Origin of the sequence: Streptosporangium longisporum (assembly GCF_039534895.1) — a bacterium.
Taxonomy (GTDB): domain Bacteria; phylum Actinomycetota; class Actinomycetes; order Streptosporangiales; family Streptosporangiaceae; genus Streptosporangium; species Streptosporangium longisporum.
Genome location: NZ_BAAAWD010000008.1, coordinates 1 through 22731, shown reverse-complemented (window position 1 = coordinate 22731; position 22731 = coordinate 1). Strand labels below are relative to the sequence as shown.

General features: G+C 69.3%; 24 protein-coding genes and 1 tRNA gene. 15 read left to right on the top strand and 10 right to left on the bottom strand.

Annotated elements, in window-relative coordinates:
* Positions 1–10 precede the first annotated feature (10 nt).
* On the top strand, positions 11–1882 hold the full coding sequence (locus ABD832_RS17600; protein ID WP_344896103.1) for a serine/threonine-protein kinase: 1872 nt from the start codon (positions 11–13) through the stop codon (positions 1880–1882).
* Positions 1883–1971: 89 nt separating this feature from the next.
* On the opposite strand, the gene ABD832_RS17595 is transcribed toward ABD832_RS17600, so the two are convergent.
* Positions 1972–3546 carry an alpha/beta hydrolase gene (locus tag ABD832_RS17595; protein WP_344896100.1) on the bottom strand — a complete coding sequence of 525 codons (1575 nt, stop codon included), beginning with the start codon at positions 3544–3546 and terminating at the stop codon, positions 1972–1974.
* 90 nt (positions 3547–3636) lie between these two features.
* Positions 3637–6390, bottom strand: a complete 2754-nt coding sequence (aceE, locus tag ABD832_RS17590; protein ID WP_344896097.1) for a pyruvate dehydrogenase (acetyl-transferring), homodimeric type — start codon at positions 6388–6390, stop codon at positions 3637–3639.
* A 556-nt stretch (positions 6391–6946) separates the two neighbouring features.
* Between aceE and ABD832_RS17585 the strand changes: the two genes are divergently transcribed.
* The 6 genes from ABD832_RS17585 (at position 6947) to ABD832_RS17560 (ending at position 10264) form a co-directional block, all read left to right on the top strand.
* Positions 6947–7354 carry a secondary thiamine-phosphate synthase enzyme YjbQ gene (locus ABD832_RS17585; protein ID WP_344896094.1) on the top strand — a complete coding sequence of 136 codons (408 nt, stop codon included), beginning with the start codon at positions 6947–6949 and terminating at the stop codon, positions 7352–7354.
* Between the two features lie 123 nt (positions 7355–7477).
* The gene (locus ABD832_RS17580) at positions 7478–7906 is read left to right on the top strand and encodes a DUF3052 domain-containing protein (RefSeq protein WP_344896091.1); all 429 of its coding nucleotides are present in this window, start codon (positions 7478–7480) and stop codon (positions 7904–7906) included.
* A 90-nt stretch (positions 7907–7996) separates the two neighbouring features.
* Positions 7997–8455 (top strand): peroxiredoxin, encoded by a 459-nt coding sequence (locus tag ABD832_RS17575; protein WP_344896088.1) that lies wholly within the window; start codon positions 7997–7999, stop codon positions 8453–8455.
* 58 nt (positions 8456–8513) lie between these two features.
* Positions 8514–8825 (top strand): hypothetical protein, encoded by a 312-nt coding sequence (locus ABD832_RS17570; RefSeq protein ID WP_344896085.1) that lies wholly within the window; start codon positions 8514–8516, stop codon positions 8823–8825.
* A gap of 290 nt (positions 8826–9115) precedes the next feature.
* Positions 9116–10162: an ROK family protein gene (locus ABD832_RS17565; RefSeq protein WP_344896082.1), complete on the top strand. Its 1047-nt coding sequence runs from the start codon at positions 9116–9118 to the stop codon at positions 10160–10162.
* Positions 10163–10192: 30 nt separating this feature from the next.
* Positions 10193–10264: transfer RNA gene (locus ABD832_RS17560), tRNA-Val, on the top strand.
* Between the two features lie 169 nt (positions 10265–10433).
* Here ABD832_RS17560 and ABD832_RS17555 read toward each other — a convergent pair.
* Positions 10434–10874: an Rv1352/Rv1906c domain-containing protein gene (locus tag ABD832_RS17555; protein ID WP_344896079.1), complete on the bottom strand. Its 441-nt coding sequence runs from the start codon at positions 10872–10874 to the stop codon at positions 10434–10436.
* 323 nt (positions 10875–11197) lie between these two features.
* Here ABD832_RS17555 and ABD832_RS17550 point away from each other — a divergent pair, with 323 nt between their 5' ends.
* Together ABD832_RS17550 and ABD832_RS17545 are read left to right on the top strand one after the other, a co-directional pair.
* A complete protein-coding gene (locus ABD832_RS17550; RefSeq protein WP_344896076.1) occupies positions 11198–11401 on the top strand; it encodes a hypothetical protein in 204 nt (67 codons plus the stop codon).
* Position 11402: 1 nt separating this feature from the next.
* A complete protein-coding gene (locus tag ABD832_RS17545; protein ID WP_344896073.1) occupies positions 11403–11816 on the top strand; it encodes a type II toxin-antitoxin system VapC family toxin in 414 nt (137 codons plus the stop codon).
* A gap of 318 nt (positions 11817–12134) precedes the next feature.
* Here ABD832_RS17545 and ABD832_RS17540 read toward each other — a convergent pair whose 3' ends face one another.
* From ABD832_RS17540 to ABD832_RS17525, 4 genes are all read right to left on the bottom strand, one after another.
* Positions 12135–12464, bottom strand: a complete 330-nt coding sequence (locus ABD832_RS17540) for a helix-turn-helix domain-containing protein (protein WP_262850068.1) — start codon at positions 12462–12464, stop codon at positions 12135–12137.
* Complete coding sequence (locus tag ABD832_RS17535; RefSeq protein ID WP_344896065.1) at positions 12461–12847, bottom strand: type II toxin-antitoxin system RelE/ParE family toxin; 387 nt, start codon at positions 12845–12847, stop codon at positions 12461–12463. Before ABD832_RS17535 ends, ABD832_RS17540 begins: the two co-directional genes overlap by 4 nt.
* Positions 12848–13431: 584 nt before the next feature.
* On the bottom strand, positions 13432–13854 hold the full coding sequence (locus ABD832_RS17530; RefSeq protein WP_344896062.1) for a PPOX class F420-dependent oxidoreductase: 423 nt from the start codon (positions 13852–13854) through the stop codon (positions 13432–13434).
* Positions 13851–14753: an NADP-dependent oxidoreductase gene (locus tag ABD832_RS17525; protein WP_344896059.1), complete on the bottom strand. Its 903-nt coding sequence runs from the start codon at positions 14751–14753 to the stop codon at positions 13851–13853. The genes ABD832_RS17530 and ABD832_RS17525 overlap by 4 nt, the downstream gene beginning before the upstream one ends.
* Before the next feature lie 180 nt (positions 14754–14933).
* On the opposite strand from ABD832_RS17525, the gene ABD832_RS17520 reads away from it, so the two are divergent.
* Positions 14934–15530 carry a TetR/AcrR family transcriptional regulator gene (locus ABD832_RS17520; RefSeq protein ID WP_344896056.1) on the top strand — a complete coding sequence of 199 codons (597 nt, stop codon included), beginning with the start codon at positions 14934–14936 and terminating at the stop codon, positions 15528–15530.
* Positions 15531–15686: 156 nt separating this feature from the next.
* Here ABD832_RS17520 and ABD832_RS17515 read toward each other — a convergent pair whose 3' ends face one another.
* Together ABD832_RS17515 and ABD832_RS17510 are read right to left on the bottom strand one after the other, a co-directional pair.
* The gene (locus ABD832_RS17515) at positions 15687–16910 is read right to left on the bottom strand and encodes a poly(ethylene terephthalate) hydrolase family protein (RefSeq protein ID WP_344896054.1); all 1224 of its coding nucleotides are present in this window, start codon (positions 16908–16910) and stop codon (positions 15687–15689) included.
* Positions 16911–17875: 965 nt separating this feature from the next.
* Positions 17876–18619 (bottom strand): LysR family substrate-binding domain-containing protein, encoded by a 744-nt coding sequence (locus ABD832_RS17510; RefSeq protein WP_344896051.1) that lies wholly within the window; start codon positions 18617–18619, stop codon positions 17876–17878.
* A 55-nt stretch (positions 18620–18674) separates the two neighbouring features.
* Here ABD832_RS17510 and ABD832_RS17505 point away from each other — a divergent pair, with 55 nt between their 5' ends.
* From ABD832_RS17505 to ABD832_RS17495, 3 genes are all read left to right on the top strand, one after another.
* The gene (locus ABD832_RS17505) at positions 18675–19046 is read left to right on the top strand and encodes a DUF5997 family protein (protein WP_344896048.1); all 372 of its coding nucleotides are present in this window, start codon (positions 18675–18677) and stop codon (positions 19044–19046) included.
* 512 nt (positions 19047–19558) lie between these two features.
* Positions 19559–20074, top strand: a complete 516-nt coding sequence (locus tag ABD832_RS17500; protein ID WP_344896045.1) for a GyrI-like domain-containing protein — start codon at positions 19559–19561, stop codon at positions 20072–20074.
* Between the two features lie 83 nt (positions 20075–20157).
* Positions 20158–20589: a hypothetical protein gene (locus tag ABD832_RS17495; RefSeq protein WP_344896042.1), complete on the top strand. Its 432-nt coding sequence runs from the start codon at positions 20158–20160 to the stop codon at positions 20587–20589.
* A gap of 44 nt (positions 20590–20633) precedes the next feature.
* Here ABD832_RS17495 and ABD832_RS17490 read toward each other — a convergent pair whose 3' ends face one another.
* Entirely contained in the window at positions 20634–21002 is a 369-nt protein-coding gene (locus tag ABD832_RS17490; protein WP_344896039.1) for a RidA family protein, read from the bottom strand.
* Positions 21003–21370: 368 nt separating this feature from the next.
* On the opposite strand from ABD832_RS17490, the gene ABD832_RS17485 reads away from it, so the two are divergent.
* Positions 21371–22264, top strand: coding sequence for a sulfotransferase domain-containing protein (locus ABD832_RS17485; RefSeq protein ID WP_344896034.1), 894 nt, complete (start codon positions 21371–21373; stop codon positions 22262–22264).
* A 113-nt stretch (positions 22265–22377) separates the two neighbouring features.
* Positions 22378–22731 (top strand): SRPBCC family protein (locus ABD832_RS17480; RefSeq protein WP_344896031.1); only part of this gene is annotated, 354 nt, incomplete at its 3' end.

Here is a 22731-nt window from a genome sequence, read left to right as displayed (position 1 = left end):
CGGATGTGTAATGTTCTGGCAAAGCGCGCTGAACGAGGGGTCCGCGGTGCCGGAGATCAGACCGTTGCGGCCGGGGGATCCGCCGCGGCTGGGGGAGTACTCGCTCAAGGGCAGGCTGGGGGAGGGCGGCCAGGGGGTCGTCTACCTGGGGGAGTCCGACGGCGGTGAGCGTGCCGCCGTCAAGCTGCTGCACGTGCGCTTCACCGGGCAGGAGCACGCGCGGTCCCGTTTCGCCCGGGAGCTGGCGGCGGCCCGCAGGGTGGCGCCCTTCTGCACCGCCAGGGTGCTCGACGCCGACCTCGACGGCGAGACCCCCTACATCGCCAGCGAGCTGATCGAGGGCCCCTCGCTGCGCGAGGTCGTCGAGCGCGACGGGCCGCTGTCGGGGGAGGCGCTCGAACGACTGGCCGTCGGCACCGCCACCGCGCTGGCCGCGATCCACCACGCCGGCATCGCGCACCGCGACTTCAAGCCCGACAACGTCCTGCTCGCCGGTGACGGTCCCAGGGTCGTCGACTTCGGCATCGCGAAGATCATCGACGAGAGCGGCACGATCACCACCCGCGCGGTCGGCACCCCCGCCTACATGGCGCCCGAGCAGATCGCCGGAGAGCGGGTGGGCTTCCCCGCCGACGTGTTCGCCTGGGGTTCGACCATCGCCTTCACCGCCACCGGCAAGGCCCCCTTCGGGAGCGAGACGATCGTGGCGACCCTCAACCGGGTCATCAACCACGAGGCCGACCTGAGCGGCCTGCCCGAAGGGCTGCGCGAGATCGTCGCGGCCTGCCTGAGCAAGGAGCAGCGCCTGCGGCCCGCCTCCGACGCCCTGCTGCGTCGCCTGCTCGGCCATCCGCCCGGCGAGGGGGAGGCGTCGCAGGAGGAACTGGCCGAGGGGGCGCAGAACGCCACGGTCGACCTGACGGGACCCGGGGAACGGGCGGGCACGGCCGGCGCGGCGGGTGCGGCGGGGACACGACGGCGCCGTACCGTGATCACCGGCGTCGCCGGGGGCCTCGCGGTCCTCGGGGTGGCGGGCGCCTTCCTGGCCGCCCGCTCCGGCCTGCTCACCGCGGAGGCCACGCCCACCCGGACCCTGGCGCAGACGCCCCCGCAGCAGACCCCGGTACGGGCCACCCCTTCCTCGCGCCTGCTCGACCGGATCAGGACCACCGGCACGCTCCGGGTGGGCTACCGCGACGGCCTGCCCGGGATCTCGCTGGGTGACCCGCCCCGGGGCTTCGAGATCGACGTGGCCGGACGCGTGGCCACGGGTCTGGGCGTGCCGGACGGCGGCCTGAGGCTGGTGCGGCTGGGCTCGATGCCCAGGGAGGACGCGATCGAGAAGGGCAGGGTCGATCTCGTGATCTCCAACTTCTCCATCGAGAACGCCGACCCCGGCCGGGTCGCCTTCGCCGGGCCGTACTACGTCGCCCACCGCGACGTGCTGGTCCGGGCCAGCTCGAAGATCGACAAGCTGGGGGAGCTGCGGGGCAGGAGGATCTGCCTGACGCGGGGCCAGACCACCGGATCGCTGATCCGCGAACGGGGCGTCGCCTTCGTCGACGTCCGGGCCGACGACCCCGTGCAGTGCGCGTCCCAGGTGGCCGACGGCAGCGCCGACGCCATGACCGGGGACGACCTGCTGATCGCCGGCTTCGGGACCCGCCTGCACGGCATCAGGCTCCAGATCGCCGGCCTCAGGCTCACCACCGAGCGGTACGGCGTGGCGATGAGGCGCGGCGACCCGGTGGCCTGCCGCAGGATCAACGAGGTCATCACCGCCATGTACGCGGACGAGAGCATGGAGCGCCTGCTCAGGAAACACCTGGGCAGGGTCGGCTTCCGCTTCGAGACCGCGCGGCCCCGCCTGGAGACCTGCTAGGCACCGGGGGACCCCGCGGCCCCGCGACCGGGACGTGCGCGAAGGCACGTCCCGGCCGTGGCGCCGCCCCGCGGGGGGACGGCAGGGGCTCACGAACCGACGCAGGTGACGCCCTTCGCCGGGACCTTCCCGCCGATCAGGTAGTCCTCGGTGACCTTCTTGACGCACGAGTCGCCCGACAGGTAGGCGCCGTGCCCCTCGCCCTTGTAGGTCACCAGCACGCCGGTGCGCAGCTCGGCCGTGAGCTTGGGCGCCCACTCGTACGGGGTGGCGGGGTCGCCGGTGCCGCCGATCACCAGGATCGGCGCCGAGCCCGAGGCGTCGACCCGCCTGGCCGCGTCACTGCCGGGGACCGGCCACATCGAGCAGATCAGTCCCATGCCGGCGCCACCGAAGAGCGGGGAGATCTTCATCGTCTCGGCCTCGATCGCGGCCAGCTGATCCGGGCTCGGCCGTTCGGCGGTGTCCACGCAGCTGATCGCCGGGAAACTGCTCATCAGGGTGGTGTACTTCCCGTCCGGCAGGCGGCCGTTGTAGCTGTCGGCCATCACCAGCAGGATCCGCCCGTCGCCCTTGATCGCCTCGCCCAGCGCCTGGTCCAGCAGCGGCCAGGTCATCTCCGAGTACAGCGCCGCGGCGATGCCGACGCCCGCCAGCCCCTGCGTCAGCTGCCGGTCGCCGACCTTGAGGGGCCTGTCGTTCAGCTCGTCCATCAGCGCGGTGACGTTCTTGCCGGCGACGGTCACGTCCGCGCCGATCTCGCACTCGCCGGGCCGCTTCACGCAGTCCCTGAGGAAGGACTCGTAGGCGTGCTGGAACCCCTGCGTCTGGACCCTGGAGCGCTCGGCCATGGACACCCGCGGGTCCAGCGGGGCGTCCAGCACGAACCGGCCCACGTTGCGCGGGAACCTGGTCGCGTACACCGCGCCGAGCTGCGTCCCGTAGGAGATGCCGAAGTAGTGCAGTTCCCGCTCGCCCAGGGCCGCCCGGAGGCGGTCCATGTCGGCGGCGGCGTTCACGGTCCCGACGTGCGGGAGCACCCGGCCCGAGGTCCGCCCGCAGGCCGCGGTGAACCTCCCGGTGACCCGCTGGATCTCGGCCCGCTCGGCGGCGGTGGCGGGCAGCGTGTCCATCGAGGTGTACTCGTCCATCACCGCCCTGTCGCCGCACCTGACGCCGGAGCTGCGGTCCACCCCGCGCGGGTCGAAGCTGACCAGGTCGTAGCGCTTGTTCAGGTCGGTGAAGGCCTTGGCGGCCTGGGCCAGGGTGTCGACGCCCGAGGCGCCGGGGCCGCCGAAGTTGAAGACCAGCGAGCCGATCCGCGCCCCCGGCCCCTGGGCCTTGATCCGGATGACCGCGATGTCGATGGCCTCGCCGGCCGGGGCGGCGTAGTCGAGCGGGACCCTGAGGTTGCCGCACTCCTGGGCGGGGTCGGGCTTGGCCGGGATCTGCTCGCCGGGCCGCTTGACGTCGGTGCACGGTCCCCAGGTGATCGCGCCCGCGGGCACGGGGGTGGCGGGAGCCGAGGGGCTGGACGAGGCCGGGCCGACGGCCGGTCCCGAACCGGCCGGGGCCGCTCCGTTCCCGCCCCCCTCACCGCTGCAGGCGGCGAGCGCGGTGGACAGGACGGCGATCGTCACGGCCGCCCTGAGGATTCTTGCCATGGAACAGCTCCCCTGGAGTCGTCTGCCGGGGGAAGCGATTCCACCCTAACCGGGCGGGCCCCCTGGAAAAGGGAACCCGCCCGGACAGGATCACACTCCCATGGACTGGGTGTCGTTGCTCTCGGCGCCCCCGGCCTCGGTCACGCCGTTCTTCAGGTGGTACATGGCGATGGCGTCGCCCAGCACCTCCGGGTCGAGCTCGCCGCGCCCGACGAGCTGGGTGAGCACGGCCAGCGTGATCGACGCGGCGTCCACGTGGAAGTGGCGGCGCAGCGCCGACCGGGTGTCGGACAGGCCGAACCCGTCGGTGCCGAGCGAGCTCCAGTCACCGGGCACCCACTGGGCGATCTGGTCCTGGACCGCCCGCATGTAGTCGCTGACGCCCACGAACGGCCCCTGGGCCGCCGAGAGCGCCTGGGTGACGTACGGCACCCGCTTCTCGGCGTCGGGGTTGAGCAGGTTGTGCTCCTCGGCGGCGAGCGCGTCGCGGCGCAGCTCCGTCCAGGAGGTGGCCGACCACACCTCGGCCGCCACACCCCAGTCCTCGGCCAGCATCCGCTGGGCCTCCATGGCCCACGGCCCGGCCACACCGGAGGCCAGGATGTTGGCCCTGGGCGCCGAACCGGTCACGGCCGGGGCCGCGGCGAACCGGTAGAGCCCCCTGAGCAGCCCCTGCACGTCCAGGCCCTGGGGCTCGGCGGGCTGCAGGTAGGGCTCGTTGTAGACGGTCATGTAGTAGAAGACGTTCTCCGGCTCCTCGCCGTACATCCTCCGCAGGCCGTCCTTGACGATGTGGGCCACCTCGAAGCCCCAGGAGGGGTCGTAGGAGACCGCCGCCGGGTTCGTCGAGGCGATCAGCGGGGTGTGGCCGTCCTCGTGCTGCAGGCCCTCCCCGTTCAGGGTGGTACGGCCGGCCGTGGCGCCGAGCAGGAAGCCCCGGCCCATCTGGTCGGCCATCTGCCACATCTGGTCGCCGGTGCGCTGCCAGCCGAACATCGAGTAGAAGATGTAGATCGGGATCATCTGCTCGCCGTGCGTGGCGTACGACGAGCCCACCGCGATCGCCGAGGCCATCGACCCGGCCTCGCTGATGCCCTCGTGCAGGATCTGACCCTCGGTCGACTCCTTGTACGACAGCAGCAGCTCACGGTCGACCGCGTCGTAGGTCTGCCCGTGCGGCGAGTAGATCTTCGCCGTCGGGAAGATCGCGTCGAGGCCGAAGGTGCGCGCCTCGTCCGGGATGATCGGCACGAACCGGTGGCCGATCTCCTTGTCCCGCATGAGGTCCTTGAGCAGGCGGACGAACGCCATCGTGGTGGCGACGTTCTGCTTGCCCGAGCCCTTCTTCAGCTGCGCGTACGCGGCGTCGCCGGGCAGCGTGACCGGCTTGGCGCGTACCACCCGCTTGGGCAGGAAGCCGCCCAGCGCGGCGCGGCGCTCCTTCATGTACTGGATCTCGGGGTCGTTCTCGCCCGGGTGGAAGTAGGGCGGCAGGTCGGCCTCGAGCGCGGAGTCGGGGATCGGCAGGTAGAGCCGGTCGCGGAACTCCTTCAGGTCGGCCTTGGACATCTTCTTCATCTGGTGCGTCGCGTTGCGCGCCTCGAAGTCCTTGCCCAGCGTCCAGCCCTTGATGGTCTGGGCGAGGATGACCGTCGGCTGGCCGACGTGCTCACGGGCCGCCTTGTAGGCCGCGTACACCTTGCGGTAGTCGTGGCCGCCGCGCGAGAGCTTGCGGATCTCCTCGTCGGACAGGTGCTCGACCATCTTGCGCAGGCGCGGGTCGTCGCCGAAGAAGTTCTCCCGGATGTACGCGCCGTCCTCGACCGAGTAGGTCTGGAACTGCCCGTCGGGGACCGTGTTCATCTTGTTGACCAGCACGCCGTCGACGTCGGCCGCGAGCAGCGGGTCCCAGTCGCGGCCCCAGACGACCTTGATGACGTTCCAGCCGGCGCCCCGGAAGTACGACTCCAGCTCCTGGATGATCTTTCCGTTGCCCCGCACCGGCCCGTCCAGGCGCTGCAGGTTGCAGTTGATCACGAAGGTGAGGTTGTCGAGCTCCTCGCGGGCGGCCACGCCGATCGCGCCGAGCGACTCGGGCTCGTCCATCTCGCCGTCGCCGAGGTAGCACCAGACGTGGCTGCGGCTGGTGTCCTTGATCTTCCGGTTCAGCAGGTAGCGGTTGAACCGGGCCTGGTAGATCGCCCCGATCGGGCCGAGGCCCATGGAGACCGTGGGGAACTCCCAGAAGTCGGGCATCAGGCGCGGGTGCGGGTAGGAGGGCAGGCCCTTGAACCCGTGCGAGAGCTCCTGGCGGAAGGCGTCGAGCTGACCCTCGTTGAGTCGGCCCTCCAGGAAGGCGCGGGCGTAGATGCCCGGCGCCGCGTGACCCTGGAAGAAGACCTGGTCCCCGGACTCGCCGTGGTCCTTGCCGCGGAAGAAGTGGTTGAAGCCCACCTCGTAGAGCGAGGCCGCCGAGGCGTAGGTGGCGATGTGGCCGCCCACGTTGGTGCGGGCGTTGGCCCGGGTCACCATGACGGCCGCGTTCCAGCGCGTGTAGGCGCGGATCCGGCGCTCGACGTACTCGTCCCCGGGGAACCAGGGCTCGCGCTCCGGCGGGATGGTGTTGATGTAGTCGGTGCTGCGCAGGCCGGGCACGCCGACCTGGTGCTCACGGGCCCGTTCCAGCAGCCGGAGCATCAGGTAACGGGCGCGAGTGCGGCCTTCCGTCCTGATGACGTTGTCGAGCGACTCGAGCCACTCCTGGGTCTCACTGGGATCGACATCAGGAAGCTGGCTGGGTAGGCCGTCACTGATGATCGAGAAACGCTGGCGTCCGGAAGCCACTGGGTCTCGCCTTCCGAGGATGGACTTTTGTCTGGTGTGGGTCGTCTTCCATCCTGGTCGCTTACCCCGGAAAGTGCATCTCTACTTCCCGGTAACCAGGAGATCACTGCTGGCAGAGGTAGGAAAGTGGCCTAGACCACCGATGGTAGGACGAATTGCCACCAAAGGTTACATGGTGGTTCCCCCTTTTTTACAGGTTCATCTCCCGGGAATCCGTCCGGCCCCGCTCGATCTCCCCGCACCGGGCCCGGCGGGACGGCCCCGGCGGCCCGTACGGTGGCGCGGGTCACCTGCCCTCCCGCCTCCCGGGACCCTCCGGCGGCCTTCGCCGGGGCCGGTCCACCGTCTCGTTCCTTCCTTATATATGTAACGAACGACCTACGCCCGCGATGCCCGCCCGGACCGCTTTCCGGGGTCGGTAGGGGGCGAGAGCGGGGTGGTACGTCCCTGTGTGGGGCGATCCGTCCGGGCGGGCACGCACCGGACGAGGGGCCCGGCGCGGCCGGAGCGGGCCTCGGCCGTCACCGCAGCTCAGGATGGATCGTAGGATCGGTATGTGAGATCTCAGACGATCGAGGTGGTAACGGGTTCCCGGGAACGGGTGCACGACATCACCTCCGAGTGCGAGAGCTTCGTCCGGTCATGTGGGGGCGACGGGCTGCTGAACGTCTTCGTGCCCCACGCGACCGCCGGCGTCGCCGTGCTGGAGCTGGGCTCCGGCAGCGACGACGATCTGCTCGCGGCCCTGGGGGTCCTGCTCCCGGCCGACGACAGATACAGGCATGCGCACGGATCCAGGGGGCATGGACGGTCGCATGTCATGCCGGCCCTCATTCCGCCGTACGCCACCGTCCCCGTGCTGTCGGGACGGCTCGCGCTGGGAACCTGGCAGTCCATCGCGGTGGTGGACCTCAACGTCGACAACCCGGAACGCCAGGTCCGTTTGTCATTTTTGTCGGACTGATTCATACGTAGCCCAGTCGTTGCCGTGGCGACCGTTGACGACTGAGGGTCACAGCGTGTGGACTGTGCCGAAGCACTCTGAGCACCGTGTGAATGCGGGGCCATCCAAGCAGGAGGGACAAACGTGAGCGCGACCGCGGGTCAGGCGCAAGGCGAACGCGGCCTGGCCGAACGGCTCGGCCTCAAGCCGGGTCAGGTGGTGCAGGAGGTCGGATGGGATGAGGACGCCGACGACGATCTGCGCGACTCCATCGAGGAGCTGACCGGCAACGAACTGGTCGACGAAGACTTCGAGGACGTCGTCGACGTCGTGCTGCTCTGGTGGCGCGACGGTGACGGTGATCTTTTCGACGCCCTGAGCAGCGTGGTGACCAACCTCACCGACGGAGGCCAGATCTGGCTGCTCACTCCCAAGGCCGGCCGGGACGGGCACGTGGAGCCGAGCGACATCGGGGAAGACGCCACCACTGCGGGTCTCTCGCAGACCAGCAGCATCAGTGCCGCCCCCGATTGGTCGGGGACGCGTCTGGCGACGCCCAAGGCGCGCCGCTAAGGGTCCGCCCTGCCGTACGGCTCGCGCGAGCCGTACGGCAGGATGATGACGCGTGCCGTCATCCCGCCGACGTCCGAGAGAGGACCCGCCATGGTGATCGAGGTGGGCGCCCAGGCTCCGGACCTCGAACTGCGCGACCAGCACGGCGCCCCGTTCAGGCTCTCCGCCCACCGGGGTGGAAGGATCGTGCTGATCTTCTACCCCCTCGCGTTCAGCGGCGTCTGCGGCAGCGAGCTCGACGCCCTCAGGGACGAGTTCCTGCCCGCCCTGCCCGGTGACGTCACGGTGGCCACCGTCTCGGTCGACTCGATCTTCGCCCAGCGCGCCTGGGCGGACCGGCAGGGCTACACCTTCCGGCTTCTCTCCGATTTCTGGCCACATGGACAGGCCGCCCGGGCATACGGTGTCTTCGACGAGGAGAACGGCTTCGCGAAGCGCGGGACCTTCGTCATCGACGGCGAGGGCGTGGTCCGCTGGCGTGTCGTGAACCCGATCCCGCAGGCTCGCGACGTCACCGAGTACCTCAAGGTGCTCGCCGAACTTCCCTAAGCGGTGATCCGGTGGCCGCCCGCGAGGCGCCCGCCGGTCCGACCTCTCGGAGGCGATCATGCCCTGCTTCTCCTGCGGGGCCAGGCAGACCGACCCCGTACGCGGCGCCAGCCCGTGGACACGCGGGGTACGCGACGAGACACAGGTGCTCGTCTGCCCGGACTGCCGGCGCACCCACGACGTCGATCTCGACACGTGCTCCTCGTGCGGCTCGGCCGCGCTGATCTGCCGCCTCGGCGAGGTCGAGTGCCGCTCCTGCGGCGCGGTACGGCTCGCCCGCGGCGGCGGACGGCCGGTCGTCTCCTGCGCCCCTGGCCTGGCCGACGAGGTCGAGGCCGCCCTGGCCCGGGTCCTGCGCCGCGTCCACTGAGCGGCCGGCGTCTCTCGTCGATGGGCCGGGACGATCGGCCGGGATGTGGGGCATGACCATGGCGCGGTGCTCTGAGCGGTCGCCGCTCCTCCTGATCCACGACCGGGACGTCGCGTCCTGAGCGGTCGCGGCTCTTCCCTTGTCCCCCGGACCGTCCTGTCCTGCGAGCGACGGTCCCGCAGGGTGACGGTCCCGGCAGGCAGGGAAAAGGACATCCGGTCCGTGGCGGCTCATCGGGGGTGCGCTAGGGTCGGGCTCGATCCCGCCCCTTCGACCCGCTGGATGGGTGCATGAGCTCCTTCGTCGTTGCCCTGGACGTCGGTGGGACGTCGATGAAGGGCGGCCTCGTCACCCGCTCCGGCGAGATCGTCCGTACCGGACGCCGGGCGACCCCGCGCGACCGGGGCCCGGACGCCGTCATCGCGGAGATCCGCTCCTTCATCTCCGACCTCGCCGCCTCCGGCGACGGCACCCCCGCCGGGGTGGGACTCGCGGTTCCCGGCCTGGTCAACGCCGAGACGGCCGTCTACTCGGCCAACATCGGCTGGCGCGACGTCCCCGCCACCGACCTCGTCCCGCTGGACGTCCCCGTGCGGCTCGGCCACGACGTGCGCACCGGCGGCCTGGCCGAGAGCGTCCTGGGCGCCGGCCGGGAACTGTCGGACTTCCTGTTCCTGCCGATCGGCACCGGCATCGCGGGCACCACGATCCTGCGCGGCGAGCCGTACGGCGGGAGCGCGGGCTGGGCCGGCGAGATCGGCCACATCCCGGTGCTGCCGTCGGGGGAGCGGTGCGCGTGCGGCCAGATCGGCTGCCTGGAGACCTACGCCTCCGCCTCGGCCGTGGCCCGCCGCTACTCCGCCCGGCTGGGCACCTCGCCCTTTTCCGAGGCCATCACCCCCGGCTCTTCCCTTTCCGAGACCGTCACGCCCGCATCGTCCCTTTCCGAGGCCGTCACGCCCGCGGGCCAGGGCCCCGTCACCGCCGAGAGGGTCGCAGCCCTGACCGCGGCGGGGGACCCGCTCGCCACCGAGATCTGGGGCGACGCGGTCGAGGCCCTCTCACTGGCCCTGGCCACCTACACGCTGCTGCTGGACCCCTCGGCCATCGTCCTCGGTGGTGGCCTCGCCGAGGCGGGACCGCTCCTGACCGTCCCCCTGGCCGAACGGCTCGGTGCCCGTCTCGCCTTCCGGGACGCCCCGCCCCTGCGCCGGTCCGCCCTCGGGATGTCCGCGGGCATGCTCGGCGCCGCCCTCCTCGGCTGGTACGCGGCCGGTGTCACCGACGCGGGCGATACGTGGTCGGTCGATGTGCTGAAATCCCCTCCGGTGGCGTAAGGTTGTCCCGTCTATCCGGCGGGATCCCCGGGGCGCTTAGCTCAGCGGTAGAGCGCTCGCCTTACAAGCGAGATGTCACTGGTTCGAACCCAGTAGTGCCCACTTCAAGGCTCTGACCTGCGTTAACAGGTCAGAGCCTCTTGTGTTTTCAGAAGATATGGTGCTTCGTCACATGGTGATCGCTCGCCAGATCAGTGAGTAACGCTGCCTGGAGCCGCTTCCTCCCCTTGATGAGACTGCTTTCAGATCGAGTCGTTCAAGAATCCACCAATCAGCGCTTGCTCCAGGTTCCACAGCGCAGCGACTGGAAATCCTGCCCTTCAGAAAGGGTGACGCGAGGTAGACCTCCACCGGGAAGATCGTTCTCAACGATGTCGTCCCCATTGGTGCCAGACTTTGTGATCTCCCAGTAACAGCTGCTCGACACTGGCGCAGTCACCTTGTAGTTGCCGGCGGCGATGTCCTCACCGACGACCCATGTGCCGTCCTCGATGGTCTCAAGTGGCTGCTGCACGGCTGGCGTGGTCGTCTCCGAGGTGGGCTGTGACGGGTTGTCCGTCTCGGATGGGCGCGCCTTGACCGGGTTTTGTGCGGATGGCTGGGCGAGGGTCGTACGTTCGGGGGCTGGATCAGTCTTGGCGACGGATCCGACCACGGCGACACATCCGAACAACAGCAGGAGCGGAGCCCCGGCTACGAGAAGCCAGAACACCGCTCCCTTGCCCTGAGGCGGCGGAGTTGGAGGCGGAAAGCCGTGTCCGGGCTGGCCGTATTGAGGCTGGTAAGGGTGTTGGGCATAGCCATACCCTGGTAGTGGCTGCTGAGGCTGGCCGTGACCATGTTGCTGGGGGTATCGGTCGTATGGTTGCCGGCCTTGGGGTGGGTAGCTCACGATGTCTCCGGTTTTCTACGGTTCGTATGTGACGTCTGAGACATCTGCTCGGGTCACGCATGGCCGGATCCGGTCATCTCTTCTGATCATGCTTTGAGAGGATGAGCCTGATGCTCGGGAAGTGGCGACCTACACTTGTGGGTATGAGCGTCATGCGTGAGGAACTGCATCACCTGGTAGATCAGCTGCCGGAGGCGGAACTGCGTCCGGCTCTGGAGCTCATCCGCGGTCGCTTGGGTGAGCCTGAGTCGAGTGAGCGCGATCTTCCGTTCTTCGCGTCGTTCGAGGCCCCCTCCGATCTTGCTGAGCGGCACGAAGAGATCCTCCGCTCGGAGTGGGGCCGCTGACGTGCTCCTGTGTGACACGGGTGTTCTTCTCGCCGCAGGTAACGTGAAGGACCAACATCACCAGGCGTGTCTGAAACTCCTCCGCCAGGCCGAAGGGCCGTTGCTCGTTCCGTCGCCGGTGATGGGCGAGGTGGGCTATCTGCTTGACTCTCGTGTGGGTCCGCAGGCTGAGGTGACGTTCCTCAAGTCGTTCGGCGGTAACGGCTTTCATGTGGCTGAGTTGGAGGACGAGGACTTGCCGCGCATGGCGCAACTCGTCGAGACCTACCTCGATCTGCCGCTGGGGCTCGTCGACTCGGCGGTGATCGCCATCGCTGAACGCCTCGGGCTGAAGGAGATCGCCACGGTGGATCATCGGCACTTCAGGGTCGTCCGACCTCGCCACATATCGGCGTTCAGGCTGCTGCCTGATTGATCCGAGGTGCCGCACCTGAGTGACCAACTGGGTGACAACGACCCCGGACGGGGGCGGACAACGGTGGACGGGCGTGGACCGTACGCCCAGGTCAGAGCCGGTATCGGCCCTGGTCGTGCCCCCGCTCGGATCGCCTTACAAGCGAGATGTCACTGGTTCGAACACAGTAGTGCCCACCAACAGCCCCTGACCTGCTAAAACAGGGCAAGGGCTTTTCTTTTTACCCGCTACGCGCATCGCATCGCCGGTTGGACAGATGTCGCCTTCACGCGCGAGATGTTCCCGCTGGGAAGCTGTCTCGGATGGGCTCGCCTGATCTCAGGCAACCTTGACGGAGTGTGGGCCGACACTGATCGTCACCTCGACGTGTCCACCCAGCGCGGCCGCGTAGGCTCGAAGGGTTTCCAGTTCCATGGCATCGGGGTCACCGTTCTCGATCTGGGAGACCCGAGACTGGGAGATGCCGAGCGCGGCGGCGACCTCGGCCTGGGTTTTTCCCAGCGACTTGCGCAGCTCTTTCAGGTGATACCCCGCCACGTACGCATCCAGTTCGGCTTCAGCGGCAGCCTGTCGCTCGGGAGTGGCCAGCTCGGGATGGAGCCGGTGGGCCTCAGCCTTGACCTCCTGCCAGCGGCGCGCAGGGCTCATCGCCTGTCCTCCTTGGTCTGCTCGGCCTTCTTCTCCGCCCGGTACTCCGCGTAGCGAGACTTGGCCAGCGGGATCGCCTCGTCGTACCAGCGCGACCACTTGCCTGCCTTGTCTCCGGCCACGAGGAAGACCGCTTCTCTGTCGGGATCGAAGATGAAGATGATTCTAATCTCTGACCGCCCCCGCGAGCCTGGACGGAGCTCCTTCAGGTTGTTCAGGTCGTCGTCCTCCAACGTGTCCACCAAGGGGCGTCCAAGGACGGGGCCGACCTCGGCGAGCCGATCGATCGCCTTCTCGACGAGAGCCGCCGAGCCCGGATCGCTCTCACAGAGTTTGAGGAACCAGGACTCCACGGGTTCCAGTAGGACGATCTCCCATGCCATCTTCAGAATATAACCCCTGGCTCATAGCCAGGGCGGGGCTTCGGCCGGACCGGAGAGCCTCGTTCACAAGGTCGACTGGTCCGTTTGCATTACGGGCGCCGAGGGAACTCGCCGACGATGCGCCTGAGCAGCCACCAGGACGACAGGCTGTTCAATCGGATCGGGTGCCACGCCTCCGCGCTATGGAGCAACGGCCGGGACGTCTGGGCGGAGGAGCCGCGCAGGCCGACGGAGAGCGCCAGTTCTGGGTAACCAACTAGGTGACAACGACACCGGACGGGGGCGGACGACGGTGGACGGTCGTGGACCGTACGCCCAGGTCAGGGCCGGTATCGGCCCTGGTCGTGCCCCCGTTTGGATCGCCTTGCAAGCGAGATGTCGCCGGTTCGAACCCGGTGGTGCCCGCCGTGAGGTTCCGAGCTGGGTCGAGAGGCCGGAACCTCATATGCCTTCGGGCGGACGTCAGGGCTTCGTCGCGCGGTGGTTGCCTGCCTTCTTCAGGATGGATCACGTGGGGGCGTCGATGGGATGCCCCCACCTGTCCGACGTGGGGTTCGCGGACCGCCCCGTCGATGCGCCTGACCTCACCCCCGCGGGATGGATCGGGCGCCGCGGGCTCGATGAGGCGGGTCGATGCCCCAGCTGATGACGCGTCGCGGATGGATACGGATGATCGCGCCGAACGTACGGGCGGCGCTGTCGGAAGGGGTGTCGATGGCCTCCGCGGTGCCGCGGATTTCCAGGCATCGAATGCTGTCCATGCCGCCCGGCATGTCGTCGACGACGACGGCGGCCCGTGGCCTCGCCCGCACGTTACGGTACTTACGGCTGGCGGCCATGTTGTGACCGCCGATGTCGATCGTGTTGGTCAACGGATTGTAGTAACAGGAGACCGGATTGACCTGCGGGCCGTCGTCCGGTGCGATCGTGGCCAGGCGGCCGAGTCGCTGGGTGGAGAGGTAGGCGATCTCACCCTCGGTGAAGACGGTGGTGTCGATTCCGCTCACGTCGTCACCAGTACGATTTTCCCGCGGGCATGACCGGTCTCGATCTCTCGATGCGCAAGGGACGCTTCCTCCAGGCCGAACCGCTTCCATATCGGCACCGTCAGGTCGCCTTTCTCGTAACGAACGACAAGATCGGCGAGCCGGGCGGCTGAGCGGTCGGTCCCGACCCTGCGTACTCCACAGCGTTGCTCGGCCTGCCAGTCGGCCAGGGTGACGGCACGCTCGGCCGTGCCGAGCAGTCGCACGGAGATGTCGTTGGCCTCGCCGCCGATGCAGTCCAGCGCCGCGGTGATGCCCTCCGGCGCCAGCCGCCGGACCCGATCGGCGAGTCCAGGTCCGTATGTCACCGGTATGGCGCCGAGGCCCTCCAGGTAAGCGTGATTGTGCCGGCTCGCGGTGCCGATCACCGTGGCCCCACGTGCGACCGCGAGCTGTGTCGCGAACGAGCCGACGCCACCGGCCGCCGCGTGTATCAGCAGGCGGTCGCCGGCGGTGACGTTCAGCGCGTCGAGCGCGGTGTCGGCCGTCTGCCCGCTGGCCGACAGGACTCCGGCCTCCGGCCACGGCATGGTGGACGGCTTGCGCACGGCGTTGGCCGCCGGTGCCACGACGGTGTCGGCGTAGCCGACGGCGTCGACGAAGGCGATGATCGGCTCGCCCGCCGTGAACTCGGTGACACCGGTCCCGACCATGTCGACGACACCCGCCACCTCGTTCCCGAGGCGCGCCGGGAACACGGCGGGGTTGTACCGGGCGAAAGCGCCACGTCGGTAGCCGGCGTCGAACGGCTGTACACCGGCCGCCTTCACCCGGACCCGGATCTCTCCTTCCCCGGGGTACGGGTCGTCCGTTTCGATCACCCGCAGTACCTCCGGTTCGCCGTACTCGGCGAACACCACGATCCTCGCCATGTCCTGTCCCTCCATGTGATCCAGGTGGTCGAGGAAGTATCAATCGTTTGATTGATATTTGTCAATCAAACGATTAACTGCTGTACTGGGACGGTGACCGCGCACGAAGGATCCGACGAACAGCCACGCGCGTCCCGCCGGCACCGCGTTCCAGGAGAGCGTGAACGGATGGCCGAGCGAACACGGCAGAAGATCCTCGACGCGGCCATGGTCGAGTTCGGGGCCAAGGGCTACTCCGGAGCCCGAACCGCGGGCATCGCGGCCCGGGCCGGTGTGAACCAGCAGTTGATCGCCTACTACTTCGGCGGGAAGCAGGGCCTGCTCGACGAACTCAGACGGCGCTGGTCCACCCGTCAGGAGACACTGGTGCCTCCGGAGGCCACCTTCGCCGAGTCGCTACAGGCATATCTCGACGTGACCCTCGATCACCTGGACTGGGCCCGCCTGGTCGTGTGGCAGGCCCTCGGCGACGACCCCGGCCAAGGTGCCGAGGAGTCCGATCACACACAGGGACGGCGAATCGAAGACGGTGTGCGCCGCATCCGTGATCGTCAGCGCGCGGGCGAGCTCACCGACTCGGTCAGTGCCGAGTTCATCGTGCTGCTCGCGCACATGGCCGCCTTCGCCCCGGTCGCCATGCCGCAGATGGTGCAGAGCATTCTGGGCGTCGCCCCTGGCTCCGCGGAGTATCGCCGACTGTGCCGGGACCAGCTCGCCACCCTGCTCGGCCCGCGCGAAGCCGTTCACGACACCCCGCCGGGATGATCGGCGCGTCTGGCGACGGCGCGGCCCGCGCCACGCCGACGATCGGCACCGTCATGACGCGGGCGGGCCTCCCGGCGTGGGAGGACGACTCGGCGACGCCGGGAGGAGAGGGGCGGTGGCGTCACCCGGTGACGGCCACGGCGTGCCGAACGGGTGTCACGGGCGGCCGGCGCAGGTGAGGACGGGGGGTGACGGCGTACCGCCCGCCAGGAAGCCGAAGGTGGCCGTGCCGGACGCCGGGATCGAGCCGTTGTAGGAGACGTTCGTCACCGTCACCGCGGGGCCGTCGGCGGCCAGCGTGCCGTTCCACACCTGGCTGACCGTCTGGCCGTTGCCCGGTGTCCATCTGACGGTCCATCCTCTGAGCGCCGAGCCGCCCGCCGTCACCGTGACCTCACCCTGATAGCCGCCCGGCCACGAGTTCGTGGTGCGGTAGCTCGCGGTGCAGGCGCCCGCGGACGGGGAGGGTGACGGGGTGACCGAAGGCGAGGGGGAGGGGGTGACCGAAGGCGAGGGCGACGGGGTGACCGGCGGCACGTACGGGCACGTGTTGCGGTACATCGAGATGCCGGTGGAGTCCATCAGCGGACACAGGAACCGGGTGTACCGGGTGTCGTCGTCAACGAAGATCTTCAGCCACGGGATCAGCGTCCGCATCTCGGTCGTGTTCGCCCTCGTCGCGAACAGGTGGTCCACGCCGGTTATCTCCACCCAGGCACTCTGTGCCGCGGCGGGGAGAGTGCCGTACAACCGGTTGAGGTAGGACGGCGTGACCACCGTGTCCCTCTGCCCGGAGATGAACATCGTGGGCACCCGGTTGTCGGCCAGGCTCAGGTTCCCTGTGGGCGAGCCGGGTGCGAGCCCGACCGCGGCCTTCAGTGAGGGCCGCCGGAGCGCCGCGGTGAGGGCGCCGGCGCCACCCGCGGAGTGGCCGACCACCGACAACCGGCCGGGGTCGACGCGGTCGCGTACCGGACTCCGCTGAGTGAGATAGTCCAGGGCGGCGAGCAGCTGGGTCGCCCGGGCGTCGGCCCCGTCGGTGCGGCTGTTGGTCTCGATCCCGATGACGACGAAGCCGAAGGACGCGAGCCAGGGGCCCATCCAGGCCTCCTCGTCGGCGAACAGGGCGGAGTAGCCGGGCACGATCGCGACCGCGCCGAACGTCCCCTGGCCGGTGTCCGTCGGATAGTAGATCACCCCGCCGCCGAGGCCGTTCCCGGACGGCACGCTGATCTGCGCGGTGGCGAAGCTGCCCCTGCTGGCGGCCACACTGGCCAAGGTGGGGTCGGGACCTCGCTGATAGGGATTGTCGGCGGCCGATGCCGGCCGGGTCGCGACGGTCACCGCGAGCAGCCCGAGGACGACGACCGCCGCGGCCATCGCACGCCTCACCCACCCGCCCCGCGGCCCGGGCTCCGGTCGGACCCTCCTGGCGGCACGAGGCGCCGGAGTCTCACTCACACGTCGTCGCACTGTGGCGTTCCTTCTCTTCGATGAGTCCCTCATCAGGATCGGCACGTGACGGCCGTCGCCGAGTGGTCTTCGGCGCGGGGCTCCGCTCCCCGCCGGTCGCCTCCTGGTCCCGGCACCGGAACACACACCGCGAGGGCGTCGTGATCGGGTGCCCCCGCATCACCACCCGGCAGTGGAAACCGCTCCGGGGACTCAGTGTGAAAACATCTCTGAAACGTGTCAAGATTCTTGTAAAAGTTTCGACGACCCCCTCCGGCGTGTACGTGCCCTGTGGTGTATCGGCGCAGGAGACCGATGATAAAAGCACCTGAAACTTTCACATGATCCTGGAGCCGGGCCGGGTGTGGGACGCCGCCCGCGAAGGCGCGCACGGTGACCGGAGATCTGGGAACCGGACGACACCGCCACTTCGCCCTCACCGGAGCTGACGCGATGTTCCCGGGCCGCGTGAAAAGGGGGCCGAGCTCGGCGGTCCATGGCCGGATCACCTGGAAGGGCCGGTCTGGGAACCCTGCGTTCGGCCGCGTGACGTCGCAGCTCGGGTGACCTGCCGGTGCACTCTGCGACGATCGTGTCGCTCAGAGAGCGTGAGTCCTTGGTAACAACGACCTCGGACGGGGCGGACGACGGTGGACGATCGTGGACCGCACGTCTGGGTCAGTGGTCGTGTCGGCCTCGGTCGCCCCAGGCTCGGATCACCGCACAAGCGAGACGGTACTGGGCGGATCCGAGCCGGAGCGCTTCATCGGGCCTGTGGAGTAGATCAGCCGGTCAGAGCTCGGGCTCGGGGGAGAAAGACCATGGCCTGGTCGCCTCCGCGTGCGCCGCTTCCCGGACGAATGCGGCATCGCCCGGACGCACCTGTCCACAGGTCACCGGGGGCGGTTGCCCTTCTTCTTGCGGTCGGTCGGCACGGTCCGGCGGGCGGAGCCCTTCTGTGCGGGTTTCTGGGCCTGCCGCTGTGCCGGTTTCTTCACGGCGGCGGGGGCAGGAGCGGCGGGGGTACCACGGCCTCGCGAGCTGTTCACCGTCCGGCCGCGGACGATGCCGATGAAATCCTCCACCAGGTCGGTGGTCGCGTCCGTGGGCCAGGCCAGCGCGACCCGGGACTGCGGCGCGTCCGGCACCGGCCGGTAGGTGAGATCCCTGCGGTGGTGGAGGCGTGCCAGCGACAGCGGGACCAGGAGAAGCCCGGTGCCGGTCGCCACCAGCTCGACCGCCTCCGCCGTCGTGTCCGGGCGGGTGAACGCGGGCAGCCCGGGCCTGACCGCCCATTCGATGACGTCGTCCAGGGGATGGAACACCTCGTCGTCGACGAGGTCGGCGACGAGCACCTCGTCGGCGGCGGTCACTGCGTGGTCCTTGGGCACCATGACGACCGTGGTCTCCTCGTAGAGGGGGATCACGCTGAGCCCGTCCCGGTCGGCCGGCGGCCTGACGAATCCGGCGTCGGCGCCGCCGTTCCGCAGGAGTTCCACCGCCTCGGCGGCGGGAACCGCGATCAGGGTGACCGGCACGTCGGGCATCCGCTCGGTCCAGACGCCGACCCATTTCGCGGGTGTCACCCCGGGCACGTAGGCCAGTCGGAACGTCCTGCCGGTCTCTTCATCGGTCACTTCCTCAGGGTACCGATGTCAGGGGAACCCGTTCCGGCTGACTATTCTTGACGCCATGACCTCGCCCAAACCGAAGAGCGTCCAGACGATGAAGCCCGCGACCGCGGCCAAGAAGCTGGGTGTCCCCCTCTCGGCCACTCCCGCCGAGTTCCAGGCGAGTGTCATCTCCCGGGACGAGCTGAACGAGCTGCAGTCGTCACCTCCCGCCTGGCTCGCCGATCTGCGCCGCAACGGCCCGCACACCAAGCAGGTCATCGCCGCGAAGCTCAGGATCTCCATCGCCGGCCTGCTCAGGGGCGGGATCACCGAGCCGCTCACCACCGCCGAGATCGAGGCGCTGAAGGCGGAGAACCCGGCGTGGCTGGAGCGCGAGCGGTCCCTGCATGCCGAGCTCCGCAAAGAGGCGGTCCGCCCCAAGCAGGGCTAGAGGACTGAGATTCCACCCGTTTCCGGCCCCGGACGCCTCCTCAGGCCCGCCATGGCCTCTCCGGGTGACCACGGAGCGTGCGTTTCCCCCTTCGGAGATCGACGACGAGCGCTCCCGGTCGAGGACCGAGGCGGGAGAGCCGCGGGAATCCGCGGGGAGCGCCGGTGCCGAACGGCGACCGTCCTGGAAACGGTGGGTCGTAGGGGTGAGAGCGGGAATGGGGACGATTCTGAACCGATCCCTTTTTCGCTCTCGGACCATGGGTGGAATCCGGAATTCGCAGCATGTCCCGCTTGTCGGGAGCCAGGGGCGAAATGCGCGATGAGCGGGAAATTCCGTGCTCACCTCTGGCCGAAGTGGCCGTGACGTCGAAAGCGAGCGATCCCTCTCACCGAGGTAGGCGAGAAGGCCCGTTCGGGACCGTCCGGAACATCGACTCGGCACCGCCCGATGGGGCATAGTGATGCCGCCCGTGAGCATCGGGGAGCGGTCGAAGGCGCGTGGAGGTACGGGTGGAGATCGTCGAGGGTCCCTCGGTCAGTGTCAGGCCGGATCGGCACTGTGCCGGCATCCGGGTGGTCACGCCGTTCCGCGGCATGTTCGCCGTCCGGGACGAGCTCATGGGGGAGCTGTACGAATGGCTCGACGATCGGGGCGTCGATTTCGGACCTACCTTCTTCCGCCTGCACGTGGTCGACATGGCCGGCTCGATGGACGTCGAGGTCGGCGTCGTCACCGACAAGCCCGTCGAGGGCGACGGCCGGGTCACCCCCGGTCTGCTGTCGGCGGGCCGGTACGCGACGCTGACCTACGTCAACCACGGCCGCCGGGCGAACCGCGCCCTGATCGAGTGGGTACGGGAGCAGGGCCTGACGTTCGACTGCGTGGAGAACCCGGCGGGTGACCGGTTCGGCTGCCGGTACGAGGCCTATCTCACCGACCCCAGGTCCGAGCGGATGAAGACCCGCTGGCGCATCGAGCTGGCGATCCGCCTGGCCGACGAACCCTCCACTGCGGGCACCCCATGAGGTGAGAGACGGTCGGGAGGATCTGCATCGTATCCTCACATCGTCTGCGCTCAACGCTCATAGGCGTCTGTTTTGATTGCGCCGTGGCCGAGCGGAACACGTCAGGGGAGAGCGATGCGCTCTGGGCCATGGGGTGCGGGGTCTCGGTGGCCGTCGCGCCGGCGTGTGCGGTGCTGGGGACCTTCGTCGACGCCCTTCTGGTCTCCCGGGCCCACGGGTACTGCCTCGACGAGTCCGGTACGGGAGAGGACTTCTTCGACCTCACCTGGATGGCGGGCAGGCTCATCGTGTTCCCCGTCGTCACGGGGGTCTCGCTGCTCGCCTCGTTCCCGATCGTCCTGATCGCCCACCGGGTACGGTTCGCTGACCACGGATGGTGGAAGGCGGTCATGACGGCTTTCGCGATCCTCGTCTCCATCACCGGGCCGGTGGCGACGATCGTCCACGACGTCGCCACCGAAGGGATCACGGGTGACTGCGACCCGCCCTGGTGGCCGTCCTGGCTTCCCCTGTGACGCGACCCGGGATCGCGTCCGCCGGGGGGACAGGCGAAAGGACCTCAGGCCGCCGCGACGGCTTCGATCTCCAGGGACCAGGCCTCGTCGTAGATGCCGGTGATGATCACGGTCAGGGCGGGGGCGTGGCCGCCGAGCACCTCGTGGCGGATCCGGGCGTTGGCCTCCCGGTGGCGCCGGTCGGACAGGAAGACGGTGACCTTCACCAGATCACGTACGGTCATGTCCGCCGCTCGCAGGACGGACAGGACGTTGCGCCAGGCCAGCCGGCACTGGTCGTCGAAGTCGTCCGGGACGTGCCCGTCGTCGTCCTCGGGGACCTGGCCGCTGATGAACAGCAGCCTGGTGGCGCCGGTGACCAGGGTGCCCTGGCCGTAGGAGCGCGGCTGGGGATCCAGCGTGGTGATCTGCACGGCAGGCACAATAGGTGATCCGGCCGTACGGGGCGAGCAGTTTTCTCCCGCGACCGCGGTCCACCGTCCTCGTCCACCGGACGTCGGTGTCCTTCGCCGGGAGCCGCGGAGGGTGTCCGACGGGACGGGCCGAGCGGTCGTGCGCGGCGCTCATCTGCCGGGCGGCGCGCCCGGGGCGGGTCGCGGTATCGTCGGCGCTCCCGATCCCTGTGAAGATCCGCGTCGCTCCCGGACGCCCGGTCCGTGAGCCGTACGCGGTAAGGCGGTGCGCGGTGAGACCGCGAGCCGTGCGCCGTAAGACCGTGCGCGGTAAGGCCGTATGTGGTGAGCCGTGCGCGGTGAGCCGAATGCCCGGAAGGAGAAGGCGAGTGGTGGAGAAGCCCGTGCGGTACACCTCCTCCGAGGAGGACAGTGCCCGGTGGGACGGGTTCCCGTTCCGGCGGGGCGACATCGTGATCAGCACGCGTTCGAAGAGCGGTACGACGTGGATGCAGATGATCTGCGCGCTCCTGGTCTTCCGGACCCCTGAGCCACCGCGACCGCTGTCGGAGACGTCACCGTGGCTGGACCACCTGGTCGTCCCGAGGGACGAGGTGTACGCGCGGCTGGAGGCTCAGCGGCACCGCAGGTTCATCAAGACGCACACACCGCTGGACGGGATCCCGATCGACGAGCGGGCCACCTACATCGTCGTGGCCCGCCATCCGCTCGACATGGCCGTGTCCCTCTACCACCAGAGCGACAACCTCGACCGCGAACGTATCCGCGTGCTCACGAACGGGCCGGAGCCGTCCGCGCCGCCACGGCCGAGGCCGCCGTTGCGCGAATGGCTGCTGAGCTGGGTGGAGCAGGACGTCTCGCCCATGGAGGAGATGGACTCCCTGCCGGGGGTGATGTGGCATCTGTCGGACGCCTGGGCACGTCGTCTCCGGCGGCCGAACGTCCTCCTGGTGCACTACGACGACCTGCTGGGTGATCTGGACGGTCAGATGCGCGGGCTCGCCCGGTCACTGGGCATCGAGGTGCCCCCGGAGGACTGGCCGGCGCTGGTGAGGGCCGCGACCTTCGCCAGCATGCGGTCCCGTGCCGCCGAGCTCGCCCCCGATCCCGTCGGCATCCTCAAGGACACCGCCGCCTTCTTCCGCCGCGGTACGTCCGGGGCGGGCCGCGAGACCCTCACCGGCGACGAGCTGCGCCGCTACCACGAGCGGGCGGCCCGGCTGGCCCCACCGGATCTCCTGGAGTGGCTGCACCGCTCCTGACGTCCCCGGCCGGTCGTCCGGAGAAATCCCGGCGCGGCCCGTAGTGGAGCGCCCTTCCCGTTCGTCATGCAGGTGACGAGGACGACGAGGACGTCAAGGAGAGGAGAGCACCCATGGACACGGTCACCGGTACGCAGGTGGCGGTCACCCTGCCCGTCCCCATACCGCGCGAACGGATGTGGGACACGGTCACCGCGGTGGACAGGACCGCGGAGTGGAGCCCGGAGGTCATCGGCGGCGGCTGGTGCGACGGCGCCCGGGGACCGGTCGCGGGGGCCCGGTTCATCGGCCGCAACCGGTTTCCCGGCGGGCATGAGAGCATGGTGACCTGCGTGGTCGTCGAGGCGGAACGGCCGGACGTCTTCGCGTGGGCCGTTCTCGACGACACCGGCCGGATCAGCTCGACGTGGCGCTACGAGCTGCGCGAGGGGGACGAGCCGGGGAGCACCCTGGTCCATCACTCGTTC

Coding starts and splice junctions, on each gene's coding strand:
- ABD832_RS17600 (WP_344896103.1), top strand. CDS start 11: ATGTTCTGGCAAAGCGCGCTGAACGAGGGGTCCGCGGTGCCGGAGATC.
- ABD832_RS17595 (WP_344896100.1), bottom strand. CDS start 3,546: ATGGCAAGAATCCTCAGGGCGGCCGTGACGATCGCCGTCCTGTCCACC.
- ABD832_RS17575 (WP_344896088.1), top strand. CDS start 7,997: ATGGTGATCGAGGTGGGCGCCCAGGCTCCGGACCTCGAACTGCGCGAC.
- ABD832_RS17570 (WP_344896085.1), top strand. CDS start 8,514: ATGCCCTGCTTCTCCTGCGGGGCCAGGCAGACCGACCCCGTACGCGGC.
- ABD832_RS17565 (WP_344896082.1), top strand. CDS start 9,116: ATGAGCTCCTTCGTCGTTGCCCTGGACGTCGGTGGGACGTCGATGAAG.
- ABD832_RS17550 (WP_344896076.1), top strand. CDS start 11,198: ATGAGCGTCATGCGTGAGGAACTGCATCACCTGGTAGATCAGCTGCCG.
- ABD832_RS17540 (WP_262850068.1), bottom strand. CDS start 12,464: ATGAGCCCTGCGCGCCGCTGGCAGGAGGTCAAGGCTGAGGCCCACCGG.
- ABD832_RS17535 (WP_344896065.1), bottom strand. CDS start 12,847: ATGGCATGGGAGATCGTCCTACTGGAACCCGTGGAGTCCTGGTTCCTC.
- ABD832_RS17520 (WP_344896056.1), top strand. CDS start 14,934: ATGGCCGAGCGAACACGGCAGAAGATCCTCGACGCGGCCATGGTCGAG.
- ABD832_RS17515 (WP_344896054.1), bottom strand. CDS start 16,910: ATGGCCGCGGCGGTCGTCGTCCTCGGGCTGCTCGCGGTGACCGTCGCG.
- ABD832_RS17505 (WP_344896048.1), top strand. CDS start 18,675: ATGACCTCGCCCAAACCGAAGAGCGTCCAGACGATGAAGCCCGCGACC.